Raw genomic sequence first — 14,643 nt, 5'->3', positions numbered from 1 at the left:
TGCAGTTATGAATAAATATAAACGTATTTTCCTAGTCGTAATGGACTCTGTAGGAATCGGAGAAGCTCCAGATGCTGAAAAGTTTGGTGATGTAGGTTCTGATACAATCGGTCATATTGCTGAACATATGAATGGATTACAAATGCCAAACATGGTGAAATTAGGCCTTGGTAATATTCGTGAAATGAAAGGGATTTCTAAAGTAGAGAAGCCACTTGGTTACTATACAAAAATGCAAGAAAAATCTACTGGTAAAGATACAATGACAGGCCACTGGGAAATCATGGGTCTTTACATCGATAAACCATTCCAAGTGTTCCCGGAAGGATTCCCAAAAGAGTTACTTGATGAGTTAGAAGCAAAAACAGGGCGCAAAATCATCGGTAATAAACCTGCTTCTGGAACAGAGATTCTTGATGAACTTGGTCAAGAGCAAATGGAGACAGGTTCTTTGATCGTGTATACTTCTGCTGATAGCGTATTACAAATCGCAGCTCATGAAGAAGTAGTACCACTTGAAGAGCTATATAACATTTGTAAAATTGCACGTGAGTTAACACTGGACGAAAAATATATGGTGGGCCGCGTTATTGCTCGTCCATTCGTTGGAGAACCAGGAAACTTCACACGTACACCAAACCGTCATGACTATGCATTAAAACCATTTGGTCGTACAGTAATGAACGAACTAAAAGATAGCAATTATGACGTAATTGCAATTGGTAAAATTTCTGATATTTACGATGGGGAAGGCGTAACTGAATCTCTTCGTACAAAATCTAATATGGATGGAATGGATAAGCTTGTAGATACATTGAATATGGACTTTACAGGTCTTAGCTTCTTGAATTTAGTTGATTTTGATGCGATGTTCGGTCATCGTCGTGATCCTCAAGGATACGGAGAAGCATTGCAAGAATATGATGCACGTCTTCCAGAAGTATTTGAAAAACTAAAAGAAGATGATTTATTAATCATTACAGCAGATCATGGTAATGATCCAATTCATCATGGTACTGACCATACACGTGAATACGTACCATTACTAGCATATAGCCCAAGCATGAAAGACGGCGGACAAGAATTAACACTTCGCCAAACATTTGCTGATATTGGTGCGACTGTAGCAGAAAACTTCGGTGTGAAAATGCCAGAATACGGAACAAGTTTCTTAAACAACTTAAAGAAATAAGGGGGACAACATAATGAATCGTGAACTTATTACAAAATCAGCTTCATACTTAAAAGAGAAATTCCAAGAAACACCACAAGTAGGACTTATCCTTGGATCTGGACTAGGTGTCTTAGCAGATGAAATCGAAAATGCTGTAACAGTACCATACAGCGAAATTCCTGAATTTCCAGTATCAACTGTAGAAGGTCATGCAGGGCAGCTTGTATTTGGTACACTTCAAGGTGTTACTGTAGTTGCGATGCAAGGACGTTTCCATTTCTACGAAGGATATGACATGCAAAAAGTAACATTCCCAGTTCGTGTTATGAAGGAACTAGGTGTAGAAACAGTTGTTGTAACAAACGCAGCTGGTGGTGTAAATACATCATTTGAACCAGGCGATCTTATGTTAATTTCAGACCATATTAACTTCATGGGTACGAATCCATTAATCGGACCAAATGATGCTGAAATGGGCGTACGTTTCCCTGATATGTCTACATCGTATACGGAAGAGCTTCGCGAAATGGCAAAACAAGTTGCGGAAGACTTAAATATTAAAGTGCAAGAAGGTGTATACGTTGGAATGACAGGTCCTGTATACGAAACACCTGCTGAAATTCGTATGCTTCGTACACTTGGCGGAGATGCAGTTGGTATGTCTACTGTACCGGAAGTTATTGTAGCGCGCCATGCTGGTATGAAAGTACTTGGAATTTCTTGTATTTCAAACATGGCAGCTGGTATTTTAGATCAGCCACTTCATCATGATGAAGTAATTGAAACGACAGAACGTGTGAAATCTAATTTCTTAGCATTAGTAAAAGCAATTGTAAAACAAATGAAGGGGTGAGTTTACAATGAGAATGGTGGACCTAATTGCCAAAAAACGTGATGGACATGCATTAACAACAGAAGAAGTGAAATTTATTGTAGAAGGCTATACAAATGGTGACATTCCAGATTATCAAATGAGCTCATTCGCAATGGTAATTTTCTTCCAAGATATGGATGATCAAGAGCGTGCCGATTTAACGATGGCAATGGTGAATAGCGGCGATACAATTGACTTATCAGCGATTGAAGGAGTAAAAGTAGATAAGCATTCAACGGGCGGTGTTGGTGATACAACTACGCTTGTATTAGGTCCATTAGTGGCTGCTTTAGATGTACCAGTTGCTAAAATGTCTGGTCGAGGATTAGGGCATACAGGTGGTACAATCGATAAATTAGAAGCAGTACCAGGATTCCATGTGGAAATTGAAAATGATGAATTTATTCGTCTTGTAAATGAAAATAAAATTGCAGTTATCGGACAAAGTGGAAACTTAACACCTGCTGATAAAAAGTTATATGCACTTCGTGATGTAACAGCGACAGTAAACTCGATCCCTCTTATTGCGAGCTCTATTATGAGTAAAAAAATTGCTGCTGGTGCAGATGCAATTGTACTTGATGTAAAAACAGGTGCAGGTGCATTTATGAAAACGGATGAAGATGCAAAACGTTTAGCAGAAGCAATGGTACGTATTGGTAATAATGTTGGTCGTAAAACGATGGCAGTTATTTCTGATATGAGCCAACCGCTTGGCGAGGCAATTGGTAATGCATTAGAAGTACAAGAGGCAATTGATACATTACAAGGTAAAGGACCAAAAGACTTAGAAGAGTTATGTTTAACACTTGGAAGTCAAATGGTATACCTTGCTGGAAAAGCTTCTTCTTTAGAAGATGCGCGTGAAAAACTAATCGAAGTAATGAACAATGGAAAAGCGTTAGAAGCGTTTAAAACGTTCCTGGCAGCGCAAGGCGGGGATGCTTCTGTTGTTGATGATCCTTCTAAACTGCCACAAGCACAATTTAAAATTGAAGTAGAGGCAAAAGAAGATGGATACGTATCTGAAATTGTTGCAGATGAAATTGGAACAGCAGCAATGCTTTTAGGGGCAGGCCGTGCAACGAAAGAATCTGAGATTGATTTAGCTGTTGGACTTATGCTTCGCAAAAAAGTGGGCGATAGCGTGAAAAAAGGTGACTCACTTGTTACGATTTACGCGAATCGCGAAAATGTAGAAGATGTAAAAGCGAAAATTTATGAGAACATGAAAATTGCGAAAGACCATGTTGATGCACCGAAACTCGTGCATGGCATTGTAACGAAATAAGCTAAAAAGCTAAGGAGCCTTCTCCTTGGCTTTTTTTACTGTTTTTTGTTTATAATAATAATGGGTGAAATTATGATTAAAATTTGTGCAGTAACGAAAGAAGATGAAGTATTATACGATGTTTCGTTAGAAGAAACAGGACGAGAAGATATCGCATGGTATTGGCTTGATTTATATAAGCCAACAAAAGAAGAGTATACATACATTTTACAAAAACATTTTAAGTTCCATCCCCTTGCGATTGAAGATTGTGTAGAATATGTACAGAGACCAAAAGTGGATTTCTATGATGGATATAACTTTTTAGTTCTCCATGCATTTGGAGAAGATGGATTAGAGCCACATGAGATCGATCTATTTGTTAGTGATCGTTATATTGTCTCTTTCCATTTTTCACATAATAATGCGATTGAAAGAGTGTGGACAACACTTGGCGAGAGGAAACGTATCAAGAAGAGTCCCCTCCATGTAGCACATACAATCATTGACCAAATTGTGGATGACTACTTTGCACCTGTTTATTATATTGAAGATCATTTAAATGCGATTGATGATAATTTAACAGGGGATACAGCAGGGCGTGTACTAGAAGAAGTATTCGATATTCGTACGGACTTATCTAAGCTTAGACGTACAATTATACCGATGCGTGACCTCTTGTATCGTATTTTAAATTCAACTCGGTTTTACGGTGTAAGTGATCATGAAATTTACTTTAAGGATATACATGATCATTTACTAAAGCTTTCTGAAATGATTGAAGCAAGCCGAGAATTAACAGCTGATATTAGAGATAGCTATTTTTCATTGAATTCGCATCATATGAACAATATTATGAAAACATTAACGGTTTTCTCGACCATCTTCATGCCATTAACATTTATTGCAGGGGTGTATGGGATGAACTTCGCGCATATGCCAGAGTTAGCAGGGAAATATAGCTATTTTATTTGTTTAGTTATTATGGCGTTAATTGGTGGAGGAATGATGGCCTGGTTCTATAAAAAAGGATGGTTTAAGTGAAAAAACGCCGAGGGGATTCCCCGGCGTTTTTTCTAGCCAATAGCATGTAACACAAACATGGCTAAGAATAGGCATGTAATGATATACATAGACGGTGCGACTTCTTTATGCTTTCCAAGAGCAATCTTCAAAATAGGATAAGCAATAAATCCGAACGCAATGCCATCAGCGATACTATATGTGAGCGGAATCATAACGATAATTAAGAACGCTGGAAATCCTTCTGAAAAGTCGTTTAGAGGGATTGCCTGAATGTTTGTAATCATTAGACCGCCAATAATAATTAAGATTGGTGCAATGGCACTATCAGGAATTAATTTTACAAACGGAAGAGCAAACAGTGATGCAAAGAATAACATCCCTGTAACGATAGACGTCAGACCTGTTTTACCGCCTGCTGTAATACCTGCGGCACTTTCTACTGTTGAAACGGTAGGACTTGTGCCAAATAGACCACATGTCATTGCTGAAATTGCATTTGCTTGATAAGCACGTGGAAATTTACGGTCATCTTCTAATAATCCGTGTAAAAGTCCCATGTTCTCAAAAATAAGCACCATGCTTAAGGAAAATGTTGCAATCCAAAACGGTAAGGAAGAAAGTTTCCCAAATGACATAGCACCAAACACATCCCCGTAGTTAGCGAATGAAAATGAGCTATTTCCTACTTGGCTTGTATCAACAAGACCAAATAGCCATGCAATACCGGTTCCAATTGCAATCGTCCATAAAAAGTTCCCACGTACGTTACGAATAAATAACACAAGTGCCACAATAAGAGTAAGCAGTGTTGCCAAAACAACAGGACTACTTAATTTTCCTAATGCAACAGCAGTGTTCGGATGCGAAACGACAAGACCGCCTTTTTGCAAACCAATGAAAGCTAAGAATAAACCGATGCCGACAGTAATCGCTTCTTTTAATGACTTTGGAATTGATAATGAAAGCGTACGAGCAATCGGTGTAAACGCGGCGATTGCAAAAATAATACCGGCGATAAAGACAGCTGCTAATGCTTCTTGCCAACTTAATCCAAGCGTATGCACAGCTGTGTACGTGAAGAATGCATTTACACCCATACCTGGTACAAGAATAGCAGGTGCATTTGCCCAAAATGCCATCATTAGACATCCGACAAATGAACTAAAAACAGTTGCCAAAATTCCTGCTTCAAGTGGAATGCCGGCATCTGATAAAATGGAAGCATTGACAATCATAATATAAACAATTGTGAAAAATGATGTTGCTCCAGCTAATATTTCTTGCTTTGGTGATGTATGGTGTAGGTCTAATTTAAATGTTCTTTCAAGTATTCCTTTCATGTTAAACCTTCTTTTTCATATCCCTCTCCCACCCGTGATATCTCTTTTGTAAAGAGCTCACCGTCCTTTATTATATCAGAACATAATCTTTTTACAATAAATAAAATGAGAACGTTTACTTAAAAGGTAACTGGTGCTATAAATATGTGAAAATGGCACGGACATTAGAGATGATTTCTAGTTCTCCAGATTGAATTGGAGGAGCAGCTTGTGCGTGTAAAGTAGCTTGAGACATAAATTCACGCGGTGTTTGTGCTGATTCTTCAACGAGTGAAAGTGGGACGGGATTAATATTTAAATTATACGAACTCGCAATTGTACGAGCTTTTTCTTGAGCGTGCTGGACTGCTTGTAATAGTGCTTGTTGATAGTAAGCGTTTGGATGGGAAATGCGGAAGCGTAATCCTCTTGCTACATTTGCTCCATTTGTAACGGCTATATCATATACTTCCCCAGCTTTTTGTACATTTAAAACGGTAATTTCATACAAATGCTCTACTCGGTACCCTTGTAACAATGCTTTTTCGTTTACGTATTCATATTGAGGAGTAATTGTATAGGAAATGGTTTCTATATCCTTATCAGCGATACCGATTTGTTTAAGTGCAGCAAGTAATTGTTTAGATTGGATTGCATTTTCCTCCTGTGCTTGTTTCACATCTTTATTATCTGTTCTAATACCAATTGTTAATACAACGACATTTGGTTTCGCTTTTATAACTCCTTCTCCTTGTACAGTAATAGTTGCTTGTTTTCCATTGCGGATATCGGGTGAATAGGGATTCATGCCAACTTGCATTTTTGCTCACCATCCTTTCTATATGTATATGAACAAAAGAGAGAGAAAATTGTATGTAAAAAGTTACATAATTGAGAATCAAAAGGAAAGAAAGCATATACAATGTAGGTATTTATAGATTATAATATGTGTAAATATGATAAAAAAGGGTCGAGGCTAGTGAGCGAAAAAAGAGAAGCACTGATTTTAGATTTATCTACATCATTTCGAAAGATGATACGTTTATTACAAAATGATATTAATACACGTTTTTCAGAGCATATGCCATATAATGAATTTTCTGTATTGCGTGCATTATTTTTGAAAAGCCCACAAATGGCTTCGCAAATAGCTAGTGAAGTGAACGTAACATCCAGTCATATTACAGCAGTAACAGATCGTTTAGTTAGAAAAGGTTTTGTAACAAGAAAACGTTCTGATTCAGACCGTCGTATTGTGTATTTGGAGATTACAGAACATGGAAAAGAAGTTACACAAGAACTTGAAGCTGTACGTAAAGAATACTATAAAGAAAAATTTAAAGGGTGGAGCGATCAAGAGATTGAGATGGTATTAGAACTATTTGGTCGCGTACTATAATTACAATAAATGAGGGTAGGGGGGCAAAGTGCTTTCCTATCCTTTTTCTTTTGAATAAAAATATTTTGAAACTCCAATACTTTAAGTAAAAAGTATCGGAGGGAAAATAATGAAATACATCGTTTCATTCGTAATTATTATTGGAAGTTTTATATGCTCTAGCACATTAATTTATGCAAAAACACCAATCCAAGTTGTTCAAAAAGAACTGCACTATATTGCGAGTGATCAGCCCGTTTTATATTCGAAATTATGGGTTCGTTCTATGCAGAATACTATTCTTTTTCACCATAGTAATAATATTCGTGAGCAAGATACACTGCGCAATGTCACAAATTCTTCTCTCGTAAAAGTAAAACAACTTTCACTTGAAAAGGCTTCGCATTACATCCCGAGGTTATCTCAATACGTCTCTAAATTTGAAAATAAAAATGTTCAAGTGTATTACGTTGCTGTTCGTTATGAAGTGAAAAAAGAAAATCCATATCAATTAAATGGAATGAATTATTTTCTTCAAGTGTTTGTGCAGGAACAAGGAGATTGGAAAGTTGCTGAAAGTATTATAGCACCGACAGATCAAATGATAGAGAATGGCGATGGATTTGGAATGAAAGAAGAGAAGGGATATGGGAAAAGAAGAGAGAGTGTGAAATAACCTCCTCGGGTGAGGAGGTTATTTTGCATATAAAGAGAGCTTCTGTTTTAACAGTCGGTACAAGGTAACATATGTTAGTAGGCCAGAGCCTATAAAGTAGATATAGTAAAGAGGCAAAGAATTACTGCCATCAGTAAAAACAACGCCGCCAAGAAGTGCGAAGCAAATAGAAGTACAGATTAAGAAATACTTATGAAGTTTTGGGTATAACAATATTTTTCCGTTATGCTCATTAGGCGCACGCGTATATAAATAAGATCCTAACGGAAGACAAATTAGTATATAGATAGCGGGACTTAACAATGTCCAAACAGATGGGATGTGATGATAAGTTGGTCCCGTCTGTAGGTCTCCAAATTCATCTTTAAAAGGTCCATTTTGTGGGTCATAGTTATAATGAATATGAAAATAATTAAGAGGAGCTACAACACTTACATTTTCTGTATAATGGGCATATTTATTGTAATTATAATTGTACTCTTCTTGTGATAAATCTACATGTAATGCGAAAAAAGGGAACGTAAGCCTAAAGATGTATAAAGGTAAAATGATCATAATATAACTTAAAGCGCCTTGTGAGATTACGTTCCCTGTAATTGTTCCAATAAAGAGTGTGAACGTATAGACTGCAATAAGCGTAATGATTGTATATACAAAGTACAAATGAAAAGGTGAAAAGGATTGATACTGAGCATGTATCGTATTCCTATAGATGATATACATAAAAAGCCAACTGAGGCTCAGTGCGCCCACAATATGAACGATACCTAGTAACCATTTCGACAAAAATAGATGTGAACGTTTAAATGGCATAGACCATAAGAAGTCAATGCTTTGATTATTGCGTTCCCGTCCTATTAATAGAATAGCTAATCCCATTAATAGAAGAGCTGGGAATAGTATGCCAGCTCCTTGTAAAAAATACCCGTAATAAGTATCTGTTGTTTTGCGTAAATATTCAGCCATATGCTGAGCGTCCGTGTAATATTTATATGGTAAGACGTATAAAGTGCTTAGCCAAAAGAGCCAAATTACATATTTTCCTTGTTTATAATTCTGTATCCATAAAGCTTTATGAAACATATATTTACCTCAATTCATACTTATTTTCCTCCAAAAGAAAACTTCAATTTTAATAGACGTGTAAACACAAAGTAACTAATGATAGCAGCTAGGAAAAATCCAATATAATAAGAAAGGAGTGCATCTCGTCCTCCTAATATTCTACCGCCAAGCAGTCCGAAGCATAGAACAGTGCAAAGCATGAACCACTTTTGTAACTTAGGGAACAATAGTATTTTTCCGTTTTGTTCGTTAGGTGTACGTGTGTACAGAAAAGTTGCGATCGGTAACAAGGTAATAATGTAAGTAAATGGCGTTAATAGTGTCCAAGGAGAAGGGATAGAAGTATGTTCCATTGGATCGTCCTGTGGGACACTAGAAAGTTTATTTCCTTGGTCATCAAATGTTTCTATCGGGTGGTAATCAAAAGTAATTGAAAAAGATTCTAATGGTGAAATGATGCCTACATGTTGTAAGTACTCATGAGTATGTCGCTCTATTTCTCCCATTGCCTCTAAAGACCATTGTGTATGGGTATAAATGAATCCAGAAATTAATAATACGGAACCGTATGGTAAAAATAATAAAATTGCTGTTAAGCTACTTTGCGAGAAAATATGTCCAGTAATGGTTCCGATAAATAAGGTGAATGTATAAATAGCAATGAGTACAACCGTAGCATATAAAAAGTAACTATGGAACGGAGTAAAGATTTGATACTCATTGTGAAACGACATGTTTTTTATTCCGTACATGCTAATCCAGCAAACAATTTGCACTGTAATAATATTCAAAACGCCAAGCAACCATTTTGTTAAAAAAATATCTTTTCGTTTAAAAGGCATCGAGAATAGAAAATCGGTTGATTGATTGTTACGTTCCCACCCAATTAAAAGACAAGCAAGTGCAATAAGAGCAGCTCCTTGAAAGAGGACGGCACCATCAGATGTCTGAAAATAGTAGGAGTAGTAATACGTATAGTCATCAAGCTTCATTTTTGATTGGTTTATCTCCATTTGTGCTGCTTGATAATATTTATAAGGTAGCTGATACAAACTAATTAACCAAAACAATAAAACAATATATTTCCCCTGTTTCCATTGTCGTATCCATAAAGCTTTATGAAACATGCGAATCCTCCTCAAATGTTGTGACAAATATATCTTCGAGTGACATTTGTAATTCTTCTAGTAACAGAGGTTGCTCTTTATGGAATTTTTCTAACGTAATTGCTACATTGCTTTCAATTAAAATGGTATATACTTTTCCTGTTTGATTTAATATTTTTATATTATTTAAATTTTCTAGTTTTTGCGGCAATGAACGTTCGTAGGCAACTTGTATTTTTGCGTAGCGAGATTTTGTATCTTCTAACGCTGTAATCGAAGCAATCGTATGATTTTTTAAAATAATAACCGTGTCTGCAATTTTTTCCACTTCATCTAAATGATGAGTAGAAATGAGAATGGTAATCTCCCGTTCTGCCACTTCTTCAATTAAAAATTGCAAAAATTGTCTTTTTACAATTGGATCAAGTCCATTGGTTGGTTCATCTAAAATAATGTATTCTACACCTGTACAAAAAGCTAAAATAATAGCAAGAAGTGCTTTCATACCGCGTGAGTAGCTACGAATGCGTTTTTCAGGTAGATTGAAGCGCCCTAGCAGCTGATAAAAATATTCTTCATTAAAGTTTGTATAAACAGTCTTATAAAACTTCGCAATTTCTTTTACTGTATATCCACTTAATATATTAGTAGAATCCGGTACATAAGCTACCTTCTGCTTAATTTCTGGATGTTTATGAACATCCATATCATCATATGTAACAGTTCCGTCATCCGGATCTAAAATCCCAACAAGCGTCCGAAGTAAAGTGGTTTTCCCCGCACCGTTCCTTCCGAGTAATCCAACAATACTTCCTTTTTGTAATGTGAAAGAAATATTGTCTAAAATGACTTGGTTATCAATTGTTTTTTTGATGTTCGTCACTTTTAGCATCTGTATTCCCTCCCAGTTCTTTATAGTATGAGTCTATCCAGTCGTGAATTTTTTCTTTCGTAATTCCAAGATAAGAAGCTTCTAGTAATAGTTGGTGAAATTGTTTTTGGACCATAGCAATTTTCCTTTCATCCCATGTCGGTGTAATCGATTGAGAGACAAATGTACCTTTTCCTCGCAGTGTTTCAATAATTCCTTGTCGTTCTAATTCTTGGTACGCTTTGCTTACTGTATTCGGATTAATGACAAGAAGTGAAGCAAGTTCACGTACAGATGGTAGTTTATCGTTTGGTGCTAACATGCTTTTTAGTACGAGTTCTTTTATACTTTGAACAATTTGTTCCCATATCGGAGTGCTGCTTCTTGGATCAAGTTGAATGTGCAAGAGCAATGTCTCCTTCCTGATGAAATTTAAGTGTACTACTAGATGTAATACACTTAATACAATATATATGATAGATTTGTTTGTCAACACAAATTTATAGAAAAATATGGTATAAAAACATATTGTTTGGAAAAAATAGGTTTGATATAGAATGGAGGGTTAGTCATGAAGCGAGTTTTTGGAATACTTGTTTGTTTCATGTTGCTATTTTCTAGTGTTTCAGTTGGCTTTGCACAATCTGAGAAAGCGCAGTCTGAGAAAACAGAAGTAGAAAAGACACCGAAGTTAGCGGAGGAAGCATCGTCAGCAATTGTTATTGAGCAAGATACAGGTAAAGTCTTATTTGAGAAAAGTCCAAATGAAAAACTGCCGCCTGCTAGTATGACAAAGATTATGACAATGTTGCTTATCATGGAACAAGTTGAAAAGGGAAAACTAAAACTAGAGGATAAAGTCAGAGCAAGTGAACATGCAGCTTCAATGGGTGGTTCACAAATCTTTCTTGAGCCGGGTGAAGAGATGACAGTGAATGAAATGCTAAAAGGGATTGCAATTGCATCGGGAAATGATGCATCTGTTGCGGTTGCTGAGCATATCGCTGGTTCAGAAGAAGGCTTTGTAAACATGATGAATAAAAAAGCAAAGGATTTAGGATTGAAAAATACACATTTTCAAAATCCAACGGGTCTTCCAGCGAAAGACCATTATTCAACAGCATATGATATGTCAATTATGGCGAAAGAGTTGATGAAATATCCACTCATTCGAAAATATACAGGAAAGTATGAAGATTACTTACGTGAAAATACAGAGAAAAAGTTTTGGCTTGTGAATACGAATAAATTAGTTCGTTTTTATCCTGGGGTGGATGGGGTGAAAACAGGTTTTACAACAGAAGCAAAATATTGTTTAACAGCATCAGCTGAAAAAAATGGCATGCGTGTCATTTCTGTTGTCATGGGAGCGCCAACATCAAAAGAACGTAACAACCAGGTAACAAAGCTCCTTGATTATGCATTTGGACAATATACAACGAAAAAATTGTATAAACGTGGTGAAAAAATTCAAACAGTAAAAGTAGGAAAAGGGAAGAAAGAAAAGGTAGATTTAGTTTCATCGGATAACGTATCTCTTCTGATGAAAAAAGGCGAGAATATGGACAAGGTAAAACAGGAAGTTATCGCTGAAAAGAAAGTAAAAGCACCAATTAAAAAAGGTGATGCACTCGGTACACTTGTTATAAAAAAAGATAAAAATGTTTTATTAAAGCAAACGATTGTAGCGAAAGAAGATGTTGCTGCAGCGAGCTGGTGGGAACTATTTAAAAGAAGTTTAGGGATGTTTTCAACATCGAAATAGAAGCAAAGGTATTACTACTTTCTTACCCTCATGCATGAAAAAGGTAGAATAATTGCTGAAAGATTCACATTATGACGAAATAGTACTTCTTTTGTCAGTAGGAAGGATTCTTATTTTATGTTCACGAAAACCTTATGTAAATGAGTCAAGTTTAAGCATAAGGAGGAAATCGTGTGAGTCTTTCCATGCATTTAGAAGTAAAGCGTGATGTCTTATGTGTTCGGCTAGCGGGTGAATTAGATCATCATACTGCTGAAGAGTTGCGAGCAAAAGTAACGGATATGATTGAGACGCATCGCGTTCATCATATTGTACTAAGTTTAGAAAAACTAACATTTATGGACAGTTCTGGTCTTGGTGTTATATTAGGCAGATATAAGCATGTTAAAGGTTTAGGAGGGGAGATGGTCGTTTGTGCAATCTCACCTCCTGTAAAGCGTTTATTTGAAATGTCAGGTCTGTTTAAAATCATTCGCTTAGAAGAAAGTGAAGCGCATGCGCTCGCGACATTGGGGGTGGCATAAATGAGAAATAAAATGAACCTTCAATTTTCAGCATTAAGTCAAAATGAATCGTTCGCTCGCGTCACAGTTGCTGCTTTTATTGCACAATTGGATCCAACGATGGAGGAATTGACAGAGATAAAAACAGTTGTGTCTGAAGCAGTCACAAATGCAATTATTCATGGGTATGAAGGGAATGCAGAAGGTGTTGTTTACATTTCAGTGATTTTGGAAGAAGCAATGGTGAAACTCACGATTCGAGATGAAGGGGTTGGCATTTTTAATTTAGATGAGGCAAGGCAACCTCTTTTTACAACTAAACCTGAATTAGAGCGTTCCGGAATGGGATTTACTATCATGGAAAATTTTATGGATGAAGTAGAAGTTATTTCAAATGAATCTTTCGGGACAACAATCCATTTGACAAAATACTTATCAAATAGTAACGCTCTATGCAATTAAGGAGAATTGCCTATGGACATTGAGGTCAGAAATGAGAAGAAGAAACCTCAGTTAAAGGACCACGAGTTAAAAGCGTTAATTCAAAAAAGTCAAGATGGAGACCAACAAGCAAGAGATACAATAGTCCAAAGTAATATGCGTCTTGTATGGTCAGTTGTGCAACGTTTCCTCAATCGAGGATATGAACCAGATGATTTATTTCAAATTGGCTGTATTGGACTCTTGAAATCGGTAGACAAATTTGATTTGTCATTCGACGTGAAATTCTCAACCTATGCAGTTCCAATGATTATTGGAGAAATACAGCGATTTTTGCGTGATGATGGATCCGTGAAAGTAAGTCGTTCTTTAAAGGAGACTGGAAATAAGATTCGAAAGATGAAAGATGAGCTTTCTAAAGAATATGGAAGAGCTCCAACGATTAATGAGGTAGCAGAAGCGCTTGAGTTGACACCAGAAGAAGTTGTTCTTGCGCAAGAAGCGAGTCGCACACCATCATCCATACATGAAACAGTTTATGAAAATGATGGAGATCCTATTACGATACTAGATCAAATCGCGGATCAAACAGAAACGAAATGGTTTGATAAAATCGCTTTAAAAGAGGCAATTAGAGAACTGGATGAGCGTGAACGCTTAATTGTATATTTGCGCTATTATAAAGATCAAACTCAATCAGAAGTAGCAGAGCGAATTGGAATTTCACAAGTCCAAGTATCAAGGCTTGAAAAGAAAATATTAAAACAGATGAAAGATCGAATAGATGAATAGCCATCTATTCGATTTTTTTGCTTTGAACTAGAAACCAGTGATAGTTCAAATAAGATTGAGAAGAAGAAAAAATCGCATCTTATGTTACTGTTGTTATCCTTTCCAAAATCAAGAAATTTCATTCACCCAGAAGTATTTATGTAATTTATTGATAATTATGTAAATTAGGAATGTAATTCAAGTATAAACTTGTCATAGAGGGGAAAGGAAACCTTAATAAACCTCACTTGAAAGTTCAAAATATGAAAATAACGCTTCTAAAAAAATACAGTTACTTTATTCACCGAGTGATTATTCATTAAAAATCCAACGTGCAAAGTTCCATTTTATAAAAAAAGTTGTATTAGAAAATTTTCCAGAAACCATACTACAACTACGAGGAA

At 36.2% G+C, this 14,643-nt stretch carries 16 protein-coding genes; 10 read left to right on the top strand and 6 right to left on the bottom strand.

Annotation, left to right across the window (positions count from 1 at the left end; genetic code table 11):
• Nucleotides 1–7: 7 nt before the first annotated feature.
• The 4 genes from deoB to corA are packed head-to-tail and all read left to right on the top strand — an operon-like array spanning nucleotide 8 to nucleotide 4,362.
• Entirely contained in the window at nucleotides 8–1,192 is a 1,185-nt protein-coding gene (gene deoB, locus BPMYX0001_RS17320; protein WP_018766097.1) for a phosphopentomutase, read from the top strand.
• A 13-nt stretch (nucleotides 1,193–1,205) separates the two neighbouring features.
• Entirely contained in the window at nucleotides 1,206–2,027 is an 822-nt protein-coding gene (locus BPMYX0001_RS17315; protein ID WP_006095881.1) for a purine-nucleoside phosphorylase, read from the top strand.
• A gap of 7 nt (nucleotides 2,028–2,034) precedes the next feature.
• Nucleotides 2,035–3,339 (top strand): pyrimidine-nucleoside phosphorylase, encoded by a 1,305-nt coding sequence (locus BPMYX0001_RS17310; protein ID WP_006095880.1) that lies wholly within the window; start codon nucleotides 2,035–2,037, stop codon nucleotides 3,337–3,339.
• A gap of 60 nt (nucleotides 3,340–3,399) precedes the next feature.
• The gene (gene corA, locus BPMYX0001_RS17305; protein WP_003208351.1) at nucleotides 3,400–4,362 is read left to right on the top strand and encodes a magnesium/cobalt transporter CorA; all 963 of its coding nucleotides are present in this window, start codon (nucleotides 3,400–3,402) and stop codon (nucleotides 4,360–4,362) included.
• Between the two features lie 32 nt (nucleotides 4,363–4,394).
• Here the strand turns inward: corA and BPMYX0001_RS17300 are convergent, their stop codons facing one another.
• Nucleotides 4,395–5,684 carry an NCS2 family permease gene (locus BPMYX0001_RS17300; protein WP_003200043.1) on the bottom strand — a complete coding sequence of 430 codons (1,290 nt, stop codon included), beginning with the start codon at nucleotides 5,682–5,684 and terminating at the stop codon, nucleotides 4,395–4,397.
• 136 nt (nucleotides 5,685–5,820) lie between these two features.
• Nucleotides 5,821–6,483 (bottom strand): SIMPL domain-containing protein, encoded by a 663-nt coding sequence (locus BPMYX0001_RS17295; protein WP_003200046.1) that lies wholly within the window; start codon nucleotides 6,481–6,483, stop codon nucleotides 5,821–5,823.
• 159 nt (nucleotides 6,484–6,642) lie between these two features.
• On the opposite strand from BPMYX0001_RS17295, the gene BPMYX0001_RS17290 reads away from it, so the two are divergent.
• Complete coding sequence (locus BPMYX0001_RS17290; RefSeq protein WP_006095879.1) at nucleotides 6,643–7,062, top strand: MarR family winged helix-turn-helix transcriptional regulator; 420 nt, start codon at nucleotides 6,643–6,645, stop codon at nucleotides 7,060–7,062.
• A gap of 109 nt (nucleotides 7,063–7,171) precedes the next feature.
• On the top strand, nucleotides 7,172–7,717 hold the full coding sequence (locus BPMYX0001_RS17285; RefSeq protein WP_006095878.1) for a hypothetical protein: 546 nt from the start codon (nucleotides 7,172–7,174) through the stop codon (nucleotides 7,715–7,717).
• Between the two features lie 18 nt (nucleotides 7,718–7,735).
• Here BPMYX0001_RS17285 and BPMYX0001_RS17280 read toward each other — a convergent pair whose 3' ends face one another.
• The 4 genes from BPMYX0001_RS17280 to BPMYX0001_RS17265 are packed head-to-tail and all read right to left on the bottom strand — an operon-like array spanning nucleotide 7,736 to nucleotide 11,165.
• Nucleotides 7,736–8,800 (bottom strand): ABC transporter permease subunit, encoded by a 1,065-nt coding sequence (locus BPMYX0001_RS17280; RefSeq protein WP_006095877.1) that lies wholly within the window; start codon nucleotides 8,798–8,800, stop codon nucleotides 7,736–7,738.
• Nucleotides 8,801–8,820: 20 nt separating this feature from the next.
• Nucleotides 8,821–9,909, bottom strand: a complete 1,089-nt coding sequence (locus BPMYX0001_RS17275; RefSeq protein ID WP_033799085.1) for an ABC-2 transporter permease — start codon at nucleotides 9,907–9,909, stop codon at nucleotides 8,821–8,823.
• Nucleotides 9,899–10,780, bottom strand: coding sequence for an ABC transporter ATP-binding protein (locus BPMYX0001_RS17270; protein WP_018766092.1), 882 nt, complete (start codon nucleotides 10,778–10,780; stop codon nucleotides 9,899–9,901). Before BPMYX0001_RS17270 ends, BPMYX0001_RS17275 begins: the two co-directional genes overlap by 11 nt.
• The gene (locus BPMYX0001_RS17265; protein ID WP_018766091.1) at nucleotides 10,746–11,165 is read right to left on the bottom strand and encodes a GntR family transcriptional regulator; all 420 of its coding nucleotides are present in this window, start codon (nucleotides 11,163–11,165) and stop codon (nucleotides 10,746–10,748) included. The genes BPMYX0001_RS17270 and BPMYX0001_RS17265 overlap by 35 nt, the downstream gene beginning before the upstream one ends.
• A 165-nt stretch (nucleotides 11,166–11,330) precedes the next feature.
• On the opposite strand from BPMYX0001_RS17265, the gene BPMYX0001_RS17260 reads away from it, so the two are divergent.
• From BPMYX0001_RS17260 to sigF, 4 genes are all read left to right on the top strand, one after another.
• Nucleotides 11,331–12,524: a D-alanyl-D-alanine carboxypeptidase family protein gene (locus BPMYX0001_RS17260; RefSeq protein WP_033799084.1), complete on the top strand. Its 1,194-nt coding sequence runs from the start codon at nucleotides 11,331–11,333 to the stop codon at nucleotides 12,522–12,524.
• A gap of 173 nt (nucleotides 12,525–12,697) precedes the next feature.
• Nucleotides 12,698–13,048, top strand: a complete 351-nt coding sequence (spoIIAA, locus tag BPMYX0001_RS17255) for an anti-sigma F factor antagonist (RefSeq protein WP_016116162.1) — start codon at nucleotides 12,698–12,700, stop codon at nucleotides 13,046–13,048.
• Nucleotides 13,049–13,489, top strand: coding sequence for an anti-sigma F factor (gene spoIIAB, locus BPMYX0001_RS17250; protein ID WP_006095871.1), 441 nt, complete (start codon nucleotides 13,049–13,051; stop codon nucleotides 13,487–13,489).
• A 12-nt stretch (nucleotides 13,490–13,501) separates the two neighbouring features.
• Nucleotides 13,502–14,260, top strand: coding sequence for an RNA polymerase sporulation sigma factor SigF (sigF, locus tag BPMYX0001_RS17245; protein ID WP_003200028.1), 759 nt, complete (start codon nucleotides 13,502–13,504; stop codon nucleotides 14,258–14,260).
• Nucleotides 14,261–14,643: the final 383 nt, after the last annotated feature.

Source organism: Bacillus pseudomycoides DSM 12442, from assembly GCF_000161455.1.
Taxonomy (GTDB): Bacteria; Bacillota; Bacilli; order Bacillales; family Bacillaceae_G; genus Bacillus_A; species Bacillus_A pseudomycoides.
The sequence above is the reverse complement of the archived record's forward strand: the minus strand, read 5'-3'. Positions and strand labels throughout refer to the sequence as shown.

Excerpts from the sequence above, each read along its gene's own strand:
- deoB (WP_018766097.1), top strand. The coding sequence starts at position 8 with ATGAATAAATATAAACGTATTTTCCTAGTCGTAATGGACTCTGTAGGA.
- BPMYX0001_RS17315 (WP_006095881.1), top strand. The coding sequence starts at position 1,206 with ATGAATCGTGAACTTATTACAAAATCAGCTTCATACTTAAAAGAGAAA.
- BPMYX0001_RS17310 (WP_006095880.1), top strand. The coding sequence starts at position 2,035 with ATGAGAATGGTGGACCTAATTGCCAAAAAACGTGATGGACATGCATTA.
- corA (WP_003208351.1), top strand. The coding sequence starts at position 3,400 with ATGGGTGAAATTATGATTAAAATTTGTGCAGTAACGAAAGAAGATGAA.
- BPMYX0001_RS17300 (WP_003200043.1), bottom strand. The coding sequence starts at position 5,684 with ATGAAAGGAATACTTGAAAGAACATTTAAATTAGACCTACACCATACA.
- BPMYX0001_RS17295 (WP_003200046.1), bottom strand. The coding sequence starts at position 6,483 with ATGCAAGTTGGCATGAATCCCTATTCACCCGATATCCGCAATGGAAAA.
- BPMYX0001_RS17285 (WP_006095878.1), top strand. The coding sequence starts at position 7,172 with ATGAAATACATCGTTTCATTCGTAATTATTATTGGAAGTTTTATATGC.
- BPMYX0001_RS17280 (WP_006095877.1), bottom strand. The coding sequence starts at position 8,800 with ATGTTTCATAAAGCTTTATGGATACAGAATTATAAACAAGGAAAATAT.
- BPMYX0001_RS17275 (WP_033799085.1), bottom strand. The coding sequence starts at position 9,909 with ATGTTTCATAAAGCTTTATGGATACGACAATGGAAACAGGGGAAATAT.
- BPMYX0001_RS17270 (WP_018766092.1), bottom strand. The coding sequence starts at position 10,780 with ATGCTAAAAGTGACGAACATCAAAAAAACAATTGATAACCAAGTCATT.
- BPMYX0001_RS17260 (WP_033799084.1), top strand. The coding sequence starts at position 11,331 with ATGAAGCGAGTTTTTGGAATACTTGTTTGTTTCATGTTGCTATTTTCT.
- spoIIAB (WP_006095871.1), top strand. The coding sequence starts at position 13,049 with ATGAGAAATAAAATGAACCTTCAATTTTCAGCATTAAGTCAAAATGAA.
- sigF (WP_003200028.1), top strand. The coding sequence starts at position 13,502 with ATGGACATTGAGGTCAGAAATGAGAAGAAGAAACCTCAGTTAAAGGAC.